General features: G+C 36.3%; 18 protein-coding genes. 9 read left to right on the top strand and 9 right to left on the bottom strand.

The annotated features are described in order from the left end of the window. Genes AC000W_RS02840 through AC000W_RS02830 form a run of 3 tightly spaced genes read right to left on the bottom strand, consistent with a single transcriptional unit; the run spans position 1 to position 2,579 of the window. Positions 1-1,500 (bottom strand): hypothetical protein, encoded by a 1,500-nt coding sequence (locus AC000W_RS02840; RefSeq protein WP_474745862.1) that lies wholly within the window; start codon positions 1,498-1,500, stop codon positions 1-3. After that, entirely contained in the window at positions 1,472-2,053 is a 582-nt protein-coding gene (locus AC000W_RS02835) for a hypothetical protein (protein WP_474745861.1), read from the bottom strand. Before AC000W_RS02835 ends, AC000W_RS02840 begins: the two co-directional genes overlap by 29 nt. After that, on the bottom strand, positions 2,037-2,579 hold the full coding sequence (locus AC000W_RS02830) for an RNA polymerase sigma factor (protein WP_474745859.1): 543 nt from the start codon (positions 2,577-2,579) through the stop codon (positions 2,037-2,039). The genes AC000W_RS02835 and AC000W_RS02830 overlap by 17 nt, the downstream gene beginning before the upstream one ends. Positions 2,580-2,756: 177 nt before the next feature. Here AC000W_RS02830 and AC000W_RS02825 point away from each other — a divergent pair, with 177 nt between their 5' ends. Genes AC000W_RS02825 through AC000W_RS02810 form a run of 4 tightly spaced genes read left to right on the top strand, consistent with a single transcriptional unit; the run spans position 2,757 to position 6,217 of the window. Continuing rightward, positions 2,757-3,317, top strand: a complete 561-nt coding sequence (locus AC000W_RS02825) for a DUF2911 domain-containing protein (protein WP_474745857.1) — start codon at positions 2,757-2,759, stop codon at positions 3,315-3,317. Between the two features lie 2 nt (positions 3,318-3,319). Next, on the top strand, positions 3,320-4,363 hold the full coding sequence (meaB, locus tag AC000W_RS02820) for a methylmalonyl Co-A mutase-associated GTPase MeaB (RefSeq protein ID WP_474745856.1): 1,044 nt from the start codon (positions 3,320-3,322) through the stop codon (positions 4,361-4,363). A 38-nt stretch (positions 4,364-4,401) separates the two neighbouring features. Then, the gene (locus tag AC000W_RS02815) at positions 4,402-5,361 is read left to right on the top strand and encodes a glycosyltransferase family 2 protein (RefSeq protein WP_474745854.1); all 960 of its coding nucleotides are present in this window, start codon (positions 4,402-4,404) and stop codon (positions 5,359-5,361) included. After that, entirely contained in the window at positions 5,345-6,217 is an 873-nt protein-coding gene (locus tag AC000W_RS02810; protein WP_474745852.1) for a lysylphosphatidylglycerol synthase transmembrane domain-containing protein, read from the top strand. Before AC000W_RS02815 ends, AC000W_RS02810 begins: the two co-directional genes overlap by 17 nt. Here AC000W_RS02810 and AC000W_RS02805 read toward each other — a convergent pair. From AC000W_RS02805 to mazG, 5 genes are all read right to left on the bottom strand, one after another. Continuing rightward, on the bottom strand, positions 6,214-7,872 hold the full coding sequence (locus AC000W_RS02805) for an ArnT family glycosyltransferase (RefSeq protein WP_474745850.1): 1,659 nt from the start codon (positions 7,870-7,872) through the stop codon (positions 6,214-6,216). The two genes, AC000W_RS02810 and AC000W_RS02805, sit on opposite strands and share 4 nt — an antisense overlap. Continuing rightward, positions 7,869-8,438, bottom strand: a complete 570-nt coding sequence (locus AC000W_RS02800) for a phosphatase PAP2 family protein (protein ID WP_474745848.1) — start codon at positions 8,436-8,438, stop codon at positions 7,869-7,871. Before AC000W_RS02800 ends, AC000W_RS02805 begins: the two co-directional genes overlap by 4 nt. After that, positions 8,438-8,665: a hypothetical protein gene (locus AC000W_RS02795; RefSeq protein WP_474745847.1), complete on the bottom strand. Its 228-nt coding sequence runs from the start codon at positions 8,663-8,665 to the stop codon at positions 8,438-8,440. Before AC000W_RS02795 ends, AC000W_RS02800 begins: the two co-directional genes overlap by 1 nt. 17 nt (positions 8,666-8,682) lie before the next feature. Further along, positions 8,683-10,047, bottom strand: coding sequence for an MATE family efflux transporter (locus AC000W_RS02790; protein WP_474745846.1), 1,365 nt, complete (start codon positions 10,045-10,047; stop codon positions 8,683-8,685). Positions 10,048-10,154: 107 nt separating this feature from the next. Then, complete coding sequence (mazG, locus tag AC000W_RS02785; protein ID WP_474745844.1) at positions 10,155-10,928, bottom strand: nucleoside triphosphate pyrophosphohydrolase; 774 nt, start codon at positions 10,926-10,928, stop codon at positions 10,155-10,157. Between the two features lie 90 nt (positions 10,929-11,018). On the opposite strand from mazG, the gene AC000W_RS02780 reads away from it, so the two are divergent. Then, complete coding sequence (locus tag AC000W_RS02780; protein WP_474745843.1) at positions 11,019-13,406, top strand: alpha-L-rhamnosidase-related protein; 2,388 nt, start codon at positions 11,019-11,021, stop codon at positions 13,404-13,406. Positions 13,407-13,409: 3 nt separating this feature from the next. Here AC000W_RS02780 and AC000W_RS02775 read toward each other — a convergent pair whose 3' ends face one another. Then, on the bottom strand, positions 13,410-14,369 hold the full coding sequence (locus AC000W_RS02775; protein ID WP_474745841.1) for a sugar phosphate isomerase/epimerase family protein: 960 nt from the start codon (positions 14,367-14,369) through the stop codon (positions 13,410-13,412). Positions 14,370-14,535: 166 nt separating this feature from the next. Between AC000W_RS02775 and AC000W_RS02770 the strand changes: the two genes are divergently transcribed. From AC000W_RS02770 to AC000W_RS02755, 4 genes are all read left to right on the top strand, one after another. Next, a complete protein-coding gene (locus AC000W_RS02770) occupies positions 14,536-15,405 on the top strand; it encodes an alpha/beta hydrolase (protein WP_474745839.1) in 870 nt (289 codons plus the stop codon). Between the two features lie 40 nt (positions 15,406-15,445). Beyond that, a complete protein-coding gene (locus AC000W_RS02765; RefSeq protein ID WP_474745837.1) occupies positions 15,446-16,279 on the top strand; it encodes a sugar phosphate isomerase/epimerase family protein in 834 nt (277 codons plus the stop codon). Between the two features lie 281 nt (positions 16,280-16,560). After that, positions 16,561-17,172, top strand: coding sequence for a DEAD/DEAH box helicase (locus tag AC000W_RS02760; RefSeq protein ID WP_474745835.1), 612 nt, complete (start codon positions 16,561-16,563; stop codon positions 17,170-17,172). 39 nt (positions 17,173-17,211) lie between these two features. Next, a complete protein-coding gene (locus AC000W_RS02755; protein ID WP_474745833.1) occupies positions 17,212-17,976 on the top strand; it encodes an SDR family oxidoreductase in 765 nt (254 codons plus the stop codon). Positions 17,977-17,998: the final 22 nt, after the last annotated feature.

The raw sequence follows: 17,998 nt of genomic DNA, 5'->3' as shown, positions 1-17,998 counted from the left end.
CTATTCCTCTAGTACTACCTTACTGTATTTGGAATTAATGACGATAGATTTATTGGTATCTCCATTGATATGATAGCCCTTATGGACTATGGTATTGTAATTTTTTGTTTTATTCAATGTTAAATTTAATGGAGCAACAAATTCTGACCCAGTTCCAGTTACAGTTATGGCAAATGGAGTAGATGGCATTTTGCATTTTATCTCACCATGTTCTACTGAAATATTCATTTCTTTGAATTTATCGGAAACAGAATTTATGACCAATGAACCAAGATTGTTTTTAATCAGTGCAGTACTAAGCAACTCATCTATAATAACATTGGAAGAAATTCCACTCATATTCAAGTTTTTAACCTGTTTTAGTTTCACATAATCAGAATAATCAGCCTTTAATTTACCATGGTTCCATTTTTGAATGCTCACAGGTGAATAGGAGGCATTTATAATGGTACTCTTTCCATCAATAGTTGCGCCAAGCAACCTTGCATAAGACAAGGTTGCGTTGATGTTTTGTGTATTCTCTGCCAATTTAACTTCTCCATGACGTACATTCATTTTAAGCTTAACTGATTTTGGCATTTTGATTTTGATGGTCTTTTTAACCTTATAATTTTTCTTTTCACCATCTGAAGAAAGGAAGAAAATATTTGATTCTCCATCCTCGTTTTTGTCCCTAGAAATAAAAAGGCTTCTTTGAACATTTCGCAAAGCTTTTTGTTGCTCTCTCATAACCTCTCTTTGTGCATGCATTTCCTCTCTGCGAGCTTCCATCTCTTCTTTTCTTTCTTCCATGGCTTCCCTACGCTTTTCCAATTCCTTTCCCCTTTTCTCCTTCATTTCTGAGTGGCGGGCTTCATATTCTTCCCTTTTGGTATCCATTTTTTCACTCCACTCTTCCATTCTTTTTTGATAGCCCTTATTAAAACTTTCATTAAATTCTCTTTTCCACTTTTTTAAATATTTATCCCCATCTTTTTTATAAGCCTTATAATCAAATTTAGCCATAGGTGGTAAGGGGGGCATTGGTGCCAACTCCGCTATTTCTGCTAATTCAATGACTTCTGCTATTTCTGGCATCTCTGGCATTTCAGGAAATTCTGGTATTTCCAGTAAAAAAGGTTCTATCCTAGGAATTTCAACATTAAAATCGTTCATCCCTCCAACTGTATGTCTAAAAAACCAAGTGTTTTCTACACCAGTGGTTATGTTCACCTCCTTACTGTTCCCCATTATCTTAATAACATCCTCCTTAAAAAAGTTTTCGGCTTCTTCTGCAGTCATCCCATCTACTTCAATGATAGCTTCTACTACCACCTCATTTTTATCCCAGGTCTCAAACTCAATGTCCGCATGGGTGGTGTTAATGTTCACCACGGCATCTGTATCTACATTAAACGATTCTTTAAATGTTTTGCTCTGTTTTTGTCCAAAAACCCCTATTGCAATAAAGCACAGGAGAAGTGGCATGGATTTAAATAGTGTTTGTCTCAATTTGTTCATTTTTTGATTGTTTTAATTGATTTAACTTACTTTTTAACTTCTGTAATAATTGCAACCGTAATTGCAAGTTCTTTATCAAGGCAGATATGGTTTGGTCATTGGGGCCCATTTCATTTAGCTCCACATTTAATGTGTTATACTCTTCGTTAAGTTCTGCCAAACGATCCATAAAACTATCTACCATATCCTTGTTTTCATCTGAAATTTCTAATCTAGAAAGCTCCATATTGATATTGGCCACATAATAGTTTTCCACTTTTTTAAGATCTGGAGACAAATCTCCTAAGGACAGTCCATTTTCTTTCTTATCTGCCTTATCCACCACAATAGTACTACTTATGGCATCCTCTCCCCCTTTGTTCAACATATAAGCTCCTATTCCTACTAATACAAGTACAGATGCGGCAATTTTTAACCAAAAGAAAGACTGCCTTTTGGTTTTAGGAAGTTCCTTGTCCAAACGCTCCATAAAACGTGTTTCATGACCATCCTTCATTGGAAACTTGTCTTTCTCTCTTTTTTCCTTGAACAATTTTCTAAGATCCTGTGCCATAATTTTTCTTTTTTAAAGCTTCTTTTAAGTGTCCCTTTCCACGTAGCAATCTTGTGCGACATGTATTTTCTGGCAAATCCAATATTTGCGAAATTTCACCATGGTCGTAACCTTCTACTAAATACAATTGTACTACGGTCCTATATTTTTCGGGTAAATTTTTCATTGCCAATAGAATTTCATCAACAGCAACTCCATCATCCACTGTCCAATCATCATCTTCGGCTATTTGCATATAAGTTTCATCTAACGCTACCATTTTTTCATGTTTAGATTTTAAAAAATCCAAACTTTTATTAATTACTATTTTCTTTAACCAAGCTCCAAACGTTACCTCTCCTTTAAATTGATGTATCTTTTGAAATGCCTTTATAAAAGATTCCTGCAACACATCTTCAGCATCATCTGCATTTTTTAAAAAGCGCATGGCCACACAATACATACCATCACAGTATTGTCTGTAAAGCTTTATTTGGGCCTTACGGTTGTTAGCCTTGCATTGTTCTACTAATTCAATTTGAAACATGTAGTCGTTTCAGTCTTTGGTTCTTATTGTTAGTCCTTATAAGGACGATAAAAAAAATTCAATGTTTCAAAAAATTACAAACTATTGGTAAGATTAAGAAACCCTTTGAAATAAATCTGATATTAAAAATAGGTTTTGTAATTTAGAAGTGATTGAAACCAAATAAACACAGATATCATGAAATATTTAAAATGGACACTTATCATTCTTGCTGTTATCATCCTTCTAATGGTATTTGTAGGCATGCCCTATATGCAAAAGCAGACCAAAAAGCATAGTCCAGAAACAACATCCGTTTATGCTAAGAAAGGAATGGATTTAGCTGTGAAATATTCGAGCCCCGCTAAAAAAGAGCGTGTCATCTTTGGAGAATTAGTACCCTACGATGTTGTTTGGAGAACAGGAGCCAATGAGCCCACAACGTTTACCACTAAAACGGACATAAAAATTATTGATAAAAATTTACCCGCAGGCACTTATTCCTTATGGACCAGACCTAAAAAAGATAGTTGGGACATCATGATTAATTCTGAAATACCAGATTGGGGCGTTACTATAATGAGTGGTGGAAAAGAAACTACCAGAAATGCAGAAACCGATGTTATCCAAGTAGAAGTTCCTGTAGAAACCTTACAGGAACCTGTAGAGCATTTTACAGTACGTTTTGATGAACATGACCAGTTATATCTAACCCTATCATGGGACAAAACCAAAGTTAGTATTCCCATTAACAAATAAACTTGGCGAACTTAAAAAACACAAGTAAAACCAGCATTACCAAGGTTCAATTATTGAGAAAAGAATCGCCCTCAACCGATGCTTTGATTGAAGGAATCTTTAATGGTGACACAACCATCTTAGGCAAGGCCATTACACTTATAGAAAGTTCCAATCCCCAGCATAGGAAAACAGCCAAGACCATAATAGAAAAATGCTTAGTAAAAAAAACAACGACTATTCGGGTCGGTGTTACAGGTGTTCCAGGAGTGGGAAAAAGCACTTTTATTGAAGTATTGGGTAAAACTTTGACTTCTCTGGATAAAAAAGTAGCAGTTCTTGCCGTAGACCCAACAAGTTCATTGAGTAAAGGAAGCATCTTAGGAGACAAAACTAGAATGCAAGAATTGGCAAAAGACCCCAATGCCTTTATACGACCGTCCCCATCTGGTAAGTCCTTGGGTGGCGTGGGCCGTAAGACCAGAGAAACCATAATTCTTTGTGAAGCTGCTGGTTATGATGTTATTCTCATTGAAACTGTTGGTGTGGGACAAAGTGAAACTCTTGTTCATAGTATGGTAGATTTCTTTTTGTTACTAAAACTGGCAGGTGCAGGAGATGAGTTACAAGGCATCAAAAGAGGTATAGTGGAAATGGCGGATGCCATTATAATCAACAAAGCTGATAATGACAATTTAAGCCCATCCAGACTTGCTCAAAAAGAATTTGAAAATGCACTGCATTTATATCCAATCAAAAAAAGTGGGTGGGCGCCTAAAGTTCTGCTGGCATCAGCTATCAATAAAGAGGGAATAACAGAAACGTGGAACTTGGTCAAGGACTATGTTAAGTTGACAAATATGAATGGGTTCTTTATAGAAAACAGGCACCTCCAAAATGAAAATTGGTTTTTGCAGACCATTGATGAGCATCTAAAGCATGAATTCTATCAAAATAAGGAAGTTAAAAAGCTTGTAAAAAGTTTGGTGAAAAAAATCCATGAAAACAAAATCTCTCCTTTCAATGCTGCAGAGGAGTTGTTACAACTTTCAAAAAAGAGAACTTAAATAAAAAGGCTAAATTTGCGCCGTATTAAATCCATTAGATGAATCCTGTTACCAATTCCTTACTTTCTATAGTTGTTCCGTTGTATAATGAAGAAGATAATGTAGTGCTTCTTACGGAAAAAATTCATGAAAGTCTTGTAGGGTATAACTACCAAATTATATATATAGATGATTTTTCCAAGGATTCTACTAGGAGGGTAGTAAAGAAAATGGCAGATGATAAGGTTCACCTTATTGAGCTAAAGAAAAATTATGGTCAGAGTTTGGCACTAGCTTCTGGAATTGATTATGCTGAGGGTGAATATATTATTACCATGGATGGGGATTTACAAAATGACCCAAGTGATATCCCACAAATGTTGGAATATGCCATTACTGGAGAATATGATGTTATTACTGGCATTAGACAAAAAAGAAAAGATTCTCTAGTAAAGAAAATACCTTCTAAAATTGCCAATTTTTTGGTCAGAAGGGTATCTAGTTTAGATATTCAGGACAATGGATGTGCTCTTAAAGTTTTCACCAAAGAAATTGCCAAGGAATTGAATCTTTATGGAGAAATGCACCGTTTTATAACGCTTTTAGCACATTTTGAAGGGGCTAAAATAAAGCAAGTACCTGTAAAACACCATGCAAGGCATGCTGGGGTTTCTAAATATGGTTTAGAGCGCGTTTTTAAGGTTGTTGCAGATATGATGCTGCTATTGTTCATCCGTAAATATTTCCAGAGACCTATACATCTTTTTGGAATTTTAGGAGTGCTACTTATTTTATTGGGAATTCTAATAAATATTTATTTAGCTATTGTGAAATTTGGATTTGGACAAGACATAGGAACCCGTCCTCTTCTAATATTTGGAATGATGTTTATTTTGGCAGGAGTACAACTGTTCACTATCGGTATCGTTATGGAACTGTTGATACGTACCTACTATGAGTCCCAAAACAAAAGACCATACCGAATCAAAAATATATCCATAGGTGGCAAAACAACGTAAAAAGCTACTTACCGCATTAAAGATTCTAGTTAGTGCCATTCTTGTCTATTTTATTTTCACCAAAATAAACCTGGAAGATGTTTTAAGTACTCTGAAAAAAGTAAATATTTTCTATTTTCTAATAGCTCTTTTTTTCTTTGTCGTTTCTAAAGTAATTGCTGCTTTTAGATTGAACTTATATTTTCATCAGCTAAATATTTTATTGGCGCACTTAAGCAACTTAAAACTATATTCATTGGGCATGTTCTATAACCTATTTCTTCCAGGCGGGATAGGGGGAGATGCCTACAAAGGATATGTTATTCAAAAAAAATATGAAGTTGGGACCAAAAAAGTAGTTTCTGTTTTGGTTCTGGATAGATTAAGCGGTTTGTTGTTATTGTTCATTTTTGCCTGCATTCTAACCTTTAATATTGAACATGCTTTTTTTGCTCAGTATAAATTATTGATTGGATTGGCATTAATCTTAAGTATTCTGGTATTCTGGTTTTTGAATAAGAAGTTTTTCAACTACACGCTTCCTGTATTTTGGAAATCATTTGGTTATTCAGCATTGGTACAATTATCACAACTGGTCTGTGTATACTTTATTTTAAAATCTTTGGGAATTCAAGAGAATACAATTGCCTATTTGTTTATTTTCCTAGTTTCATCCATTGTATCTGTTTTGCCATTGACCATTGGCGGGATTGGAAGTAGGGAAGTAACGTTCTTGTATGGTGCTTTGTGGTTAGGTTTAAATCAAAGCACCTCCATAAGCATCAGTATGCTTTTCTTTATTATCACTGCTTTGGTGTCCTTATGCGGAATTTTCTATCATTTTAAAAAACCAAAGCTTATTACAATGGAAAATTAACGAAGGTGAAGCAGGTACATTTTGTTTAAAATACCTTTCCTCTCTGTTGGCTTTAAAAATTTTGCCTGTAAACGCGTAATTCTAAATTGATCAACAACAAACCTTTTGTCCCAATCAAAATTAGAATTCCTAAGTTCTTCTAATTCTTTATCATCGGCATAGATCCAAACATTCTTTTTCCCCTTTAAGTCTTCCAATGATGTGGTCTGTACTGGTTTCTGATTATAGAAATCCAAAGCCCATGTGTACCTATTTGTAGTCTTGTATATTTTATCAACGGGAATATTATTTTCTTCTATCATCTTTGCCATATTAGACCCTCCTTGATACTTTAATAATGATGGATAAAAATGCATATTTAGGACACCGTTAAGCAACAAACAGCTATAGACAGATAAAGTGACTATTCTTATATAGTCCGCTTCTTGTTTTAAACAAAAATAAACCACAACCATCAAGGCAATAATGAGTATAATATATCCTTGGGGCTGTGCAAACTTAAAGACATAAAAACAGATGAGAAGTGTGCAAATAAAAACAATACTTAAAATAGCATATTGTATTGCCAACAAAGCCCTTATTTCTTTCTTCTTTATATAATGGTGCAAACTATGCAAATAAGAAGCTGTTAATATAGCGAACAAAGGCATTATTATATTTAGATAATGAGGGAGTTTAAATTGTGCAAAACTGATAGTTATAAATATAATAGAGATTCCGCCTACAGTCAAAAATTCAAACTTTCCGCTGTACTTAAATCGTAGTTTAAAAAACGCTTTGGCTCTCCACCAGTATGCAAATAAGGCCAAGACCGTCCATGGTAGAAACACCCATAAAAAGGTATGGAAAAAGAAAAAGTAATCACTACTATTTTTACCATGCCCTTCTCCGCTCAAGCGCTCAAAACTTTGTTCCCAAAAAATAAAGAAAATACCACTTCTATTGCTTTTTCCTCTAATTATTTTCTCTGGATGCAAATCAAATTGAAGGTAATATGCATATAACATTGGAGCAATACTAATTGCAAAAATCAAAAGTGCCACAAGCACTTTCCAACTTAAAAAAACCTTCCATTTACGCGTATAGGCCAAATGACAAAGAAGAGGAATACCTATTACCAACAGCGCTATTTGTCCTTTTGTAGAAAATGCCATTCCTGCTCCAAAAGCACCTAAAATTATGGCCCACAAAGACCTTTTTTCTATATATGCGGTCAACTGCCAAATAGAAAATATGGTAAATCCAGTTAGTACAGCATCTGTCCTTACATCTATATTGGAAAGAACAATGGTCTGTGCAGTTAAAAAAACCAATGCTGCCAATTTACCCACATTTTTATTGTAGAGTAAATTTCCCAACCCATAACAACTATACGCTGCCAATAGTGAGGCTAAAATTCCGGGGATTCTATACGCCCAATGACTAATTCCAAACACTTTAAAGGATAAAGCAGCTAACCAATAATGTAAATGCGGCTTGTCTAAATATTCTTCAGACCCCTTAAATAAGTTGATAAAATCATTTTCCTGAACCATTCTCATGGCCATAACGGCGAATTGGGCGGAATCATTCTCAAAAAGTGTAACAAGCATTCCAGATATATATACTAGAATAACAAGGAATAGCAAAAACCAATACCTAAGATTAGCAATCATAGATTTAATTTGTGGATTGCAAATATATACAACTTGGCAAATAACCAACTCATAATCAATCCAATTATCAAACCAGATACAACATCCAACGGAAAATGTACTCCAATATATATTCTACTATATGCCACCAAAAGCGCCCATATAATTAATAACCCTTTTAAATATTTAACATCTTTACCAAATAAGAAAATAAAAAAGAAAGCTACTGCGGAAGCGTTTGCCGCATGTGCAGAAAAATATCCAAATTTTCCTCCGCAAGAGTTTTTTACCAAACGCATTAAACTATTGACCTCCATATCATAACAAGGACGCAGACGTTGTACTCCATATTTGAAAAAGTTGGAAAGTTGGTCTGTAACCGTAATAAGAAGAGCAATAGTCACCAATAAAGCAAGAGTCTTTTTTAACCCTAGTTGTTTATATGATAAAATGAAGAGCAAAATATAAACAGGTATGGAACTTAGCTTATTGGTAACAAACATCCAAAAGGCATCCCATGTGGGTGTTCCCATATTATTGAGCCACAAGAATAGCTCTTTATCATATTGGACTAATGTTTCGAGCATTATTCTTCGTATCGGGCCACTTCCCTATCGTAAAAGGCAGTAGCGGCCTCTATTAGATTTTGTGTTTCAGCTTCCAATTCTGACTCATCTTCTTGTGAAAATTCTTCCAGCCATTCTACTTCATCATCTTCTAAGTTGATAATGAATCTTGGATATTCTGTATGTACAATGAAAATTGCAGTTGGAAAATCAGTATTATCACCCAATATAAATTTTGGAAGCTCCATTTTGACTTCTTTTTAAATCAATTAGTAATTAGTTTTTTGGTCAAATAATTAAATCGAATATACAACATAATGGCAGATGCTGACAGCCCCACCAATAGCCCTATCCATATTCCAGTACTCTTAAAGGAAGTGTACAATCCCAAATAAAAGCTTATCGGAAAACCTATTAACCAATAGGCAATAAAAGTAATAACTGTTGGAATTTTAACATCCTGCAATCCCCTCAAAGCACCCAAGACTACTACTTGTATTCCATCGGAAATTTGGAAAATTGCGGCTACCAATAGCAATTTTGCAGCCAAAAATATTACCTCGGTATTGTCCATTTGGTTTGCCACATCATCCACATCCAAGTAAATCGTAGGTAGCCAATGTCTTCCTAAAAGGAACAAAACGGCAAAAATAATTTCCAGTAAAAGTGTCAAGAAAAAAATTGATTGCGCTATTCTTCTTAAATCTCTATAATTCTGCAAACCTTTTTGGTTACCTACCCTAATCATTGCTGCCACCCCGAGTCCCATACCCACCATAAAGGTCATACTACTTAGATTCAGGGCAATTTGGTTTGCGGCCTGTGCATTTTTGCCCAACACCCCACTCAACCAAATTGCTCCGGTAAAAATAGCGACTTCAAAAAACATTTGTAAAGCAGATGGAAAACCAAGGCTAACTATTTTCTGCATTACTTTCTTTTCAATTTTCCTGAAATTAAAACCTGTAACATAGTCATGGAATTTTTTCTTGTTGTTCAATAAAAACCAAAGAAAAGCTACCATCACAAAGCGAGACACCAACGTCCCAATGGCTGCACCTACAATCCCCATTTTTGGAAATCCAAAGGCTCCAAAAATCAATAAATAATTTAAAACTATGTTGATAATGTTCGCAATTACTGTGGCATACATTGGGTACTTTGTCTGGGACAACCCGTCAGAAAACTGTTTAAAAGCCTGAAAAATAATTAATGGAACCAAAGAAAATGCTACCAAATCCAAATAAGGCATGGCCAGTTCCACAACCTCTACTGGTTGGTCCATGTGGTACATTAAAGGCTTGCAAAGTAAAATAAGCCCAAAAAGGGACAAACCCAACAATGTACATAGTACCAAACCATGTTTTAGTGCACTCTTCCCATCTGCTTTATTCCCGGCACCATCTGCTTCTGCAACCAAAGGGGTGATTGCAGTAGAGAATCCTATTCCCAATGACATTGCAATAAAAACAAAGCTGTTTCCCAAGGATACAGCAGCTAGCTCAGCAGTTCCCAACTGACCAACCATTATATTATCTGCAAAGGCCACAAACGTATGCCCTAGCATTCCCAAAATAACAGGATAGGCAAGCCTAAGATTATATGAGAATTCTTTAGTGTATTGCTTCAATGGTTCTTAGTTATTATTTTGTAGCCGTTAACTGTTAATTTGGCTTTTGCATTTATATTGTTAGGTTTCGACTTAAGCCTATCTTATGATCTCTAACCTCATATATCTTACATTCGTTTTGCTTCCTCCCAAAACACATCCATTTCTGCAAGTGTCATTTCTTTTAAGGATTTTCCCAGTTCTTTCGCTTTCCCCTCTAAATATTGAAAACGTTTAATAAACTTTTTATTGGTGCGTTCCAGGGCGTTTTCTGGGTTAATCTCAAGAAAGCGAGCATAATTAACCATGGAAAATATAACATCTCCAAACTCATCCTCAATCTTGTTTTTATCTCCATTTTTAACCTCATCCTTAAATTCGGAAAGCTCTTCCTCTACCTTTTCCCATACTTGTTCTGGCTTTTCCCAATCAAAGCCCACACCAGCCACTTTATCCTGAATTCTATTTGCTTTTACCAAAGCAGGAAGACTTGCTGGAACACCCTCTAAAACACTTTTCTTACCTTCTTTTAACTTAATGTTCTCCCAATTACGTTTTACATCCTCTTCATCTTCCACCTTTACATCTCCATAAATATGTGGATGCCTGTTAATAAGTTTTTCGCATATTCCATTGGCTACATCGGCTATATCAAAATCATTGGTCTCAGACCCAATCTTGGCATAAAAAACTATGTGAAGCAATACATCGCCCAATTCCTTTTTAACCTCATCCAAATCATTATCAAGAATAGCATCTCCCAATTCATAGGTCTCCTCAATGGTAAGATGGCGCAAACTCTCCATAGTTTGCTTTTTATCCCATGGACATTGAGCTCTAAGCTCATCCATTATGGTGAGTAAGCGGTCAAAAGCCTGTAATTGAACTTGTCTAGAATTCATTCAAAAAAATATTTATGTAAAAGTACAACTCTGGGAAGTTTTGTGTGCCTTCTTTTTTTAGGTATTTTAGAGAACAATATTCCATTCTAAATGAAAAAAGAACTTTTTTTCCTCACTCTTTTTTGCTTTTCTCTCTTCTTTAATGTTAAGATAGAAGCGCAACTCACTGACAAAATAAATCCTGATTTACTAATAAATCCCTGGCAGGCAAAATGGATAACACATCCTGATATTGCAGGGACAGAATATGGTGTTTACCACTTTAGAAAATCCTTTGAACTGGAAGAAGTTCCCAAGGAATTTATAGTGCATATATCTGCAGACAATCGCTATAAATTGTATGTGAATGGCAGCTATGTTGTTAATGGCCCCGCAGTTGGTGATCTTATGCGCTGGAATTTTGAAAGTTTAAATATTGCACCCTATTTAAAAGAAGGAAAAAACATAATTGCTGCCACAGTTTGGAATTTTGCAGAACAACGACCCATGGCTAATGCATCACATAGTACAGGATTAATTGTCCAAGGAAACGGAAACAAAGAAAGTGTTGTTAACAGTACATTGGGTTGGAAGGTAAAAAAAGACAGCTCCTACTCTCCTATTCCTTATGTTGGCACTGGTTATTATGTAGTGGGGCCCGGTGAGGAATTCAATGACAAAAATCATCCATGGGGTTGGCAACAAGAAAGTTTTGATACTACTTCTTGGAAAAATGCTAAAGAATTGGATAATGGTAGGCCTTTAAAAAGTGCCAAACAGTATGGTGGCGTACCCAGATATATACTGCAGCCCCGTAAAATTCCCTTAATGGAGGAAAAATTGCAGCAATTTTCCAGTGTGCGCCGCTCAGATTTGTCTGGTATTCATAACGGTTTTATTACTGGAAAGAAAACACTTGAAATTCCTGCACATTCCAACATAAAAATATTGGTAGACCAAGGAACATTGACCAACGCCTATCCAATCTTTAAGTATTCAAAAGGAGCTGAAAGCAAAATAAAATTCACTTTTGCAGAAAGTCTTTTAAATACTCAAAATGAAAAGGGCAACCGAAATGAGGTTGACAATAAAAAAATTGCTGGCACTCAAAATATGATCCTCGTGAATGGAGGTGATAACAGAACCTACACCACCCTTTGGTGGCGTACATTCCGTTATATTGAGTTGGAGATAGAAACTAAAGATGAACCCTTGCTAATTCATAATTTCAACAGTAAGTTCACTGGCTATCCTTTTGATGAGAAAGCCACATTTACGAGTAATTATCCAATTTTAGAAGATATTTGGGAAACAGGATGGCGCACGCAACGCCTTTGCACAGGGGAAACCTTCTTTGACTGTCCCTATTATGAGCAATTGCAATACGTTGGGGACACAAGAATACAATGCCTGGTTTCTTCCTATGTCACAGGTGACAATACTATGTTTAAGAATGCCATTGCCTCCATAGGAGATTCTCGTTTACCCATTGGTTTAACCCAGAGCAGATTCCCTAGTAGAGAAATACAGATAATCCCTTCTTTTTCATTGGTATGGATAACCATGCTGCACGATTATTGGATGTTGGACGGTGATAAGGCTTTTATAGAATCTTATATTCCGGGAATGCTGGAGGTTCTAAAGTGGTATGAAAACCGAATTGATGACACCCAAATGCTAGGTCATTTAGAATGGTGGAATTTTGTGGACTGGGTACCCGATGATAATTGGACCTCAGGTGTACCTTCAGGAGCTCAGTTTGGAAACTCGGCAATCCTAAGTCTACAGTATGTATACACGCTGCAAAAAGCTTCTGAACTATTAGAAGCTTATGGCTCTATTGAAAAAGCTAAAGAATATAATTCTCTGGCCGAAAAAATAAAAACCGCCGTATATAAAAACTGCTATGTTCCAGAAAAGGGAATATTGGCGGATACTCCGGAGAAAAAGAATTTTAGCCAACATGCCAATGCATTGGGAGTATTGACCAATACGTTCCCAACAGGAACAAACAAAACTGTTTTAAACACTATATTAAACAATCAAGACATTGCCCAATGCACCTACTATTATAGTTTTTACCTGACTGAAGCCATGGAAAAAGTAGGACTGGGAAGCAATTATATTGCATCTTTAAAACCATGGGAAGATATGCTAGGTCTGGGATTGACCACTTTTGCTGAAAAACCTGACCCTACACGTTCGGACTGCCACGCATGGAGCGCTTCACCTGTGTACTATTTTTTATCCATGGTATGCGGAATAAAACCCAATGAATCTGGCTTTAAATCCGTTCTTGTTGCTCCAAATTTGGGAGATTTGGAATGGGTAGAAGGCTCTGTCCCCCATCAAATGGGAACTATTTCAGTAAATCTAAAAAAGAAGGGGGCTACCGGATTGGCAGGCGAAGTAATACTTCCCAAAGAATTGACAGGAACATTTGTTTGGAATGGAGAAAATATGGCTTTAAATGGTGGTACCAATACTATAAATCTATAAAAGTTACAGCCCCACCAAGGCCAACGACTTTTTAATGGCTTCCATATTTATTTTAAGAGCCTCATCGTTTTCCAAATCATTTAAAACCTTGTTGAACGGTTCTGTTCTAACAGGCCCATCATACCCTATATCCAATAAGCCCTGTAAAAAATCTTTCATATTAATAATTCCAGTGGCCAAGGGCAATTCTCTTTTCCCATCTTGTTGAGTAATTCGTTCAAAACCTTCTCTAGCATCATTTAAATCTACCGTAATAATATCTTCTGGGGTTAAACTCCGTATATCATCAATTGTATCATTTGCGGTATACCAATGAAAAGAATCCAACACAAAACCCACATTACTTTCCCCAATTTCATTAATAAGCTCTTTACCTTCTTTCATGGAGCCAATAAACGGATACCTGCCCATGGTCATTAAAGTACGCATGCCTAAATATTCCAATCCAAGGCTAATACCATAATCTTTCATTACTTGGACACATTCGCCTAATCTGTACGCATGTTGTTTCATGTTCTCATTATAGGTGAGTTCATTGTGGGTAGAGATTATCCATGTGTTCATACGGGTGGCACCAACTTTCTCCAATGCTTCACAGTGCTTTCTAAGTCCTTTAAAATCTTCATGGAACTTGGTTTTGCCTTGTCTATATTCTACGGGAATATTTGTGGAACCCCAACCAATATTGTTTTCCTTCATTTTGGCATTTAGTTCATCTATTTGGCCAGTGGAGTACCCCATTAGCTCCCTTGGAGAAGAAACAATGGACTCATACCCATATTGTATGGCATAATCCAATGATTCTTGCAAATTTGCTTTTACACCAATGATTCCAGGATTTAAACAAATCCTGAATTTTCTTTCCACAAGAGGATTAGAGGTTCCCGCAGAAAAAAGATGTGTGGGTAAGGCGGTTGCAGCAGCAGCAGTTGCAGATGATTTTATAAATTTTCGACGTTCCATTTTAGGATTCATTTTTGCTTAAGTCACTAATTTACAAATTAATCGATTACCTAAAATATATTTTAACGGCTTATCTTAAAGCAATGTTAAGTTTTAAATTTCTTTCCTCTTCAACCTTAAAAAAGCAGTATCTTAACTGCTCTTTACTTAAAATCATTACGATAAAATGAAAACACTTAAAACACTTCTATTTTTTCTTTTTATGGCTCAGCTTGCAGTATCCCAAGAAATTATAAAATTACCTAACGACCAAGAAACCTCTGTTGTATGGGAAGGTGATGAAAAAGAATATTTTTCAGACATATGGCAAACCCAAGTGGTAACAAACGTATCCGTTCCCACTATGGAAGTTTTTAGACCAGAAAACCCAAATGGAACGGCCGTAATCGTTGCTCCAGGTGGTGGGCTCTATGCGCATAGTATTCTTAGTGAGGGCAATGATGTTGCCAAATGGCTGAACAAAAAAGGAATAACGGCCTTTGTTCTTAAATATAGATTGGTACCAACTGGTGAAGATGGTGTTAAAGAAATTACAGATGCGGGTACTACCAATCCCAATGCAATTTTTACAAATGTTGCGCAAGTATTGCCGCTTTCATGGCAAGATGGTCTCAATGCCATAAGCCATGTACGCCAAAATTCTATGACGTACAATATAGATGCCACTAAAATTGGCTTTATGGGCTTTTCCGCTGGCGGTGCCGTTACCATGGGTGTGGCCTTTAATTATGAAAAAGAAAACAGACCAGATTTTCTAGTACCGGTATATCCATGGATGTCAGTCTTAGGAGAGTATAAAGTACCTACAGATGCCCCTCCTATGCTTGTGGTTTGTGCATCAGACGACCCATTGGGTCTTGCAGCTCCAAGTGCAACCTTATATTCAGATTGGTTAGCAGCAAGCAAAGTTGTGGGACTGCATATGTATTCTAAAGGCGGACATGGCTTTGGAATGAGAAAGCAAAACCTACCATCCGATTCTTGGATAGAACGCTTTTATGACTGGGCACTAGTAGAAGGAATAACAACTAAATAATTTAGATTAATATAAATAACCAAAAACCAAAATTACTATTATGACTACCAGAAGAGATTTTATGATTAAGACGGCCGTATTTAGTGCGGGAACAGTTTTATTACCGTCTTGTGCTTTTGCCTCTAGCACGCAAAAAGACCTAGGTGTGCAGTTGTACACCTTTAGAGATGAAATGGCCAAAGATGCCATTGGCACCTTAGAAAAGATTGCTAAAATTGGTATTAAGAAGATTGAAACTGCACGAAGCGGAAAAGGCCATTATTATGGACTTACCCCCTCAGAAATGAAAACTGTTTGTAACGATTTGGGCATGAGCCTTGTTAGCGGACATGTGCATTTGGATGAAAATTTTGAAAAGACCATGGAAGAAGCGGTGGAGTCTGGACAAGAGTACCTTATCTGTTCTACCATGCCCAGTAGAGGGCAAACTGTGGACAACTATAAAAGTGTGGCCGAGCAGTTTAACAAAGCTGGTGAAAAGTGCGAAAAACTGGGACTGCATTTTGGGTACCACAACCATGCCTATGAATACGAGTCTGAAAACGGACAAGTATTGTATGATGTTTTGATGGATAACACGCAACCCGATTTAGTACATATGGAACTGGATTTAGGATGGGTTATTGTGGCAGGCAAGGACCCCATAGATTATTTTAAAAAGTACGAAGGGCGTTTTCCACTATGGCACCTAAAAGACATGGACATGACCGAAAAAGAAAGCACCGAGTTTGGTAAAGGTGGTTTAGACATTCCTTTGATGTTAGCCAACCAAAAACTTTCTGGTCTAAAACATATTTTTATTGAGCAAGAAGAATATGCCGGCGCTCCAATAGACAGTATGATCCATAACCTTGCGTATATGGACAAGCTATAAGCTTTATTATAATTACAAAAGACCAAGCTATGCTTGGTCTTTTTCTCTTCCCACTCCCCCATTTTTTTAAAAGTTATTTCATTAATAGATGATGAAGACATCCATTATTCTAAAGATTATTTTTTGGATTCAAAACCTGTTTAAAAGTAATGGTGCCATAGGTATTGAATAAACCAACCAATGCAAAAGCACAAGAGATTCTGCTTTCCCATTCATAGGCAGTATATTTGCCCCAGAAAATACCTAAAACTACTGGGTGCTTTCTTATAAACGTATTGGGTATGCCATTTAAAAAATTACACCCTCACCTTAAAGAGGTTTTAGAGCGTAAAGCTATAACAGAACCAACCTCTTTTCAGAAGAGCAGTATTCCTGTTATAAAAAGTGGTGCCGATGTATTTTGTACCTCACCCAAAGACGGGGGAAAAACAACAACCCTAATACTTACAACTTTACAAAAGCTAAAATGTGAGGCTGTTGGTGATGCGCCACGGGCTGTTGTAATTGTAGAAAACAAGGCCAAAGCCCTAGAATTATACCAAGCATTTTTAGAGTACACCAAGTACAGTTCTATTAGAGTGTACGCCAGTTATGAAGAATTGCACATTGATGTTCAAAAATCGGAAATTTATATGGGTATAGATGTGCTCATTACCACGCCCAAAACAATTCACAGGTTGTTTTTATCTAACGGTGTTAGCATTTCACAATTAAAAATTTTCAGCATTGAGGATGCCGATTTTTTAACACAGAACAGTACGTATACCGCTTTAGTGAACACTTCAGAAAGTATTAAAAAATGCCAATATGTAATCTATTCAGAAAAATTAGTGCCAAAATTAAAACGTTTGGAAGAACATTTTATGGAACATGCACAAAAGGTTTTAAAGTAGGGTTTTAAAAGAATTACAGAACTAAAAACTGAGGAAAAAATGGCAACAAATAAAATAGCTTTAGTAACAGGCGGCAGCCGTGGTTTGGGTAAGAACATGGCGCTTGCACTTGCTAATAAAGGATTAGACGTTGTAATTACTTATAATGCCAACGGCAAAGCAGCCAATGAAGTTGTTGCTGAAATTGAAAAAACTGGACAAAAGGGAGTTGCGCTTCAACTAGATGTTTCAAAAGTTTCAACTTTTAACAAATTCTTTGAAAAGAAATTAGCAGTTGCCTTGGAAGATAAATTCAAGGCTACAAGATTCGATTTTTTAATAAACAATGCAGGAACAGGCATTTATAAGCCATATATAGAAACCACAGAAGAAGATTTTGATGAGATGGTCAATATCCATTTTAAGGGCGTCTATTTTTTAACCCAAAAGGCACTACCCATGCTAAATGACGGTGGTAGAATTATTAATATTTCATCGGGTCTAGCACGCTTCTCACTTCCAAATTCATCAGCTTATGCATCCGCTAAGGGTGCCGTTGAAGTATTTACAAGATACTTGGCAAAAGAACTGGCACCACGAAAAATTGGTGCCAATGTAGTAGCTCCTGGAGCAATTGCAACCGATTTTGGTAACGGAGAAAATAAAACCAATGAAGAGAAAAGGAAAACAATAGCCAAATTTACCGCTTTAGGAAGGGTTGGCGAAGCGGACGATATTGGTGGTGTGGTTGCTTTCCTGTGTTCGGAAGATGCCAAATGGGTTAATGGACAACGCATTGAGGCGGCAGGAGGAATATTTCTTTAATACCTTAGAATTTAGAAATAAA

This window comes from Saonia sp. (genome assembly GCF_056326165.1).
Note: the sequence above shows the minus strand (reverse complement) of the source record. Positions and strands in the feature narration are given on the sequence as shown.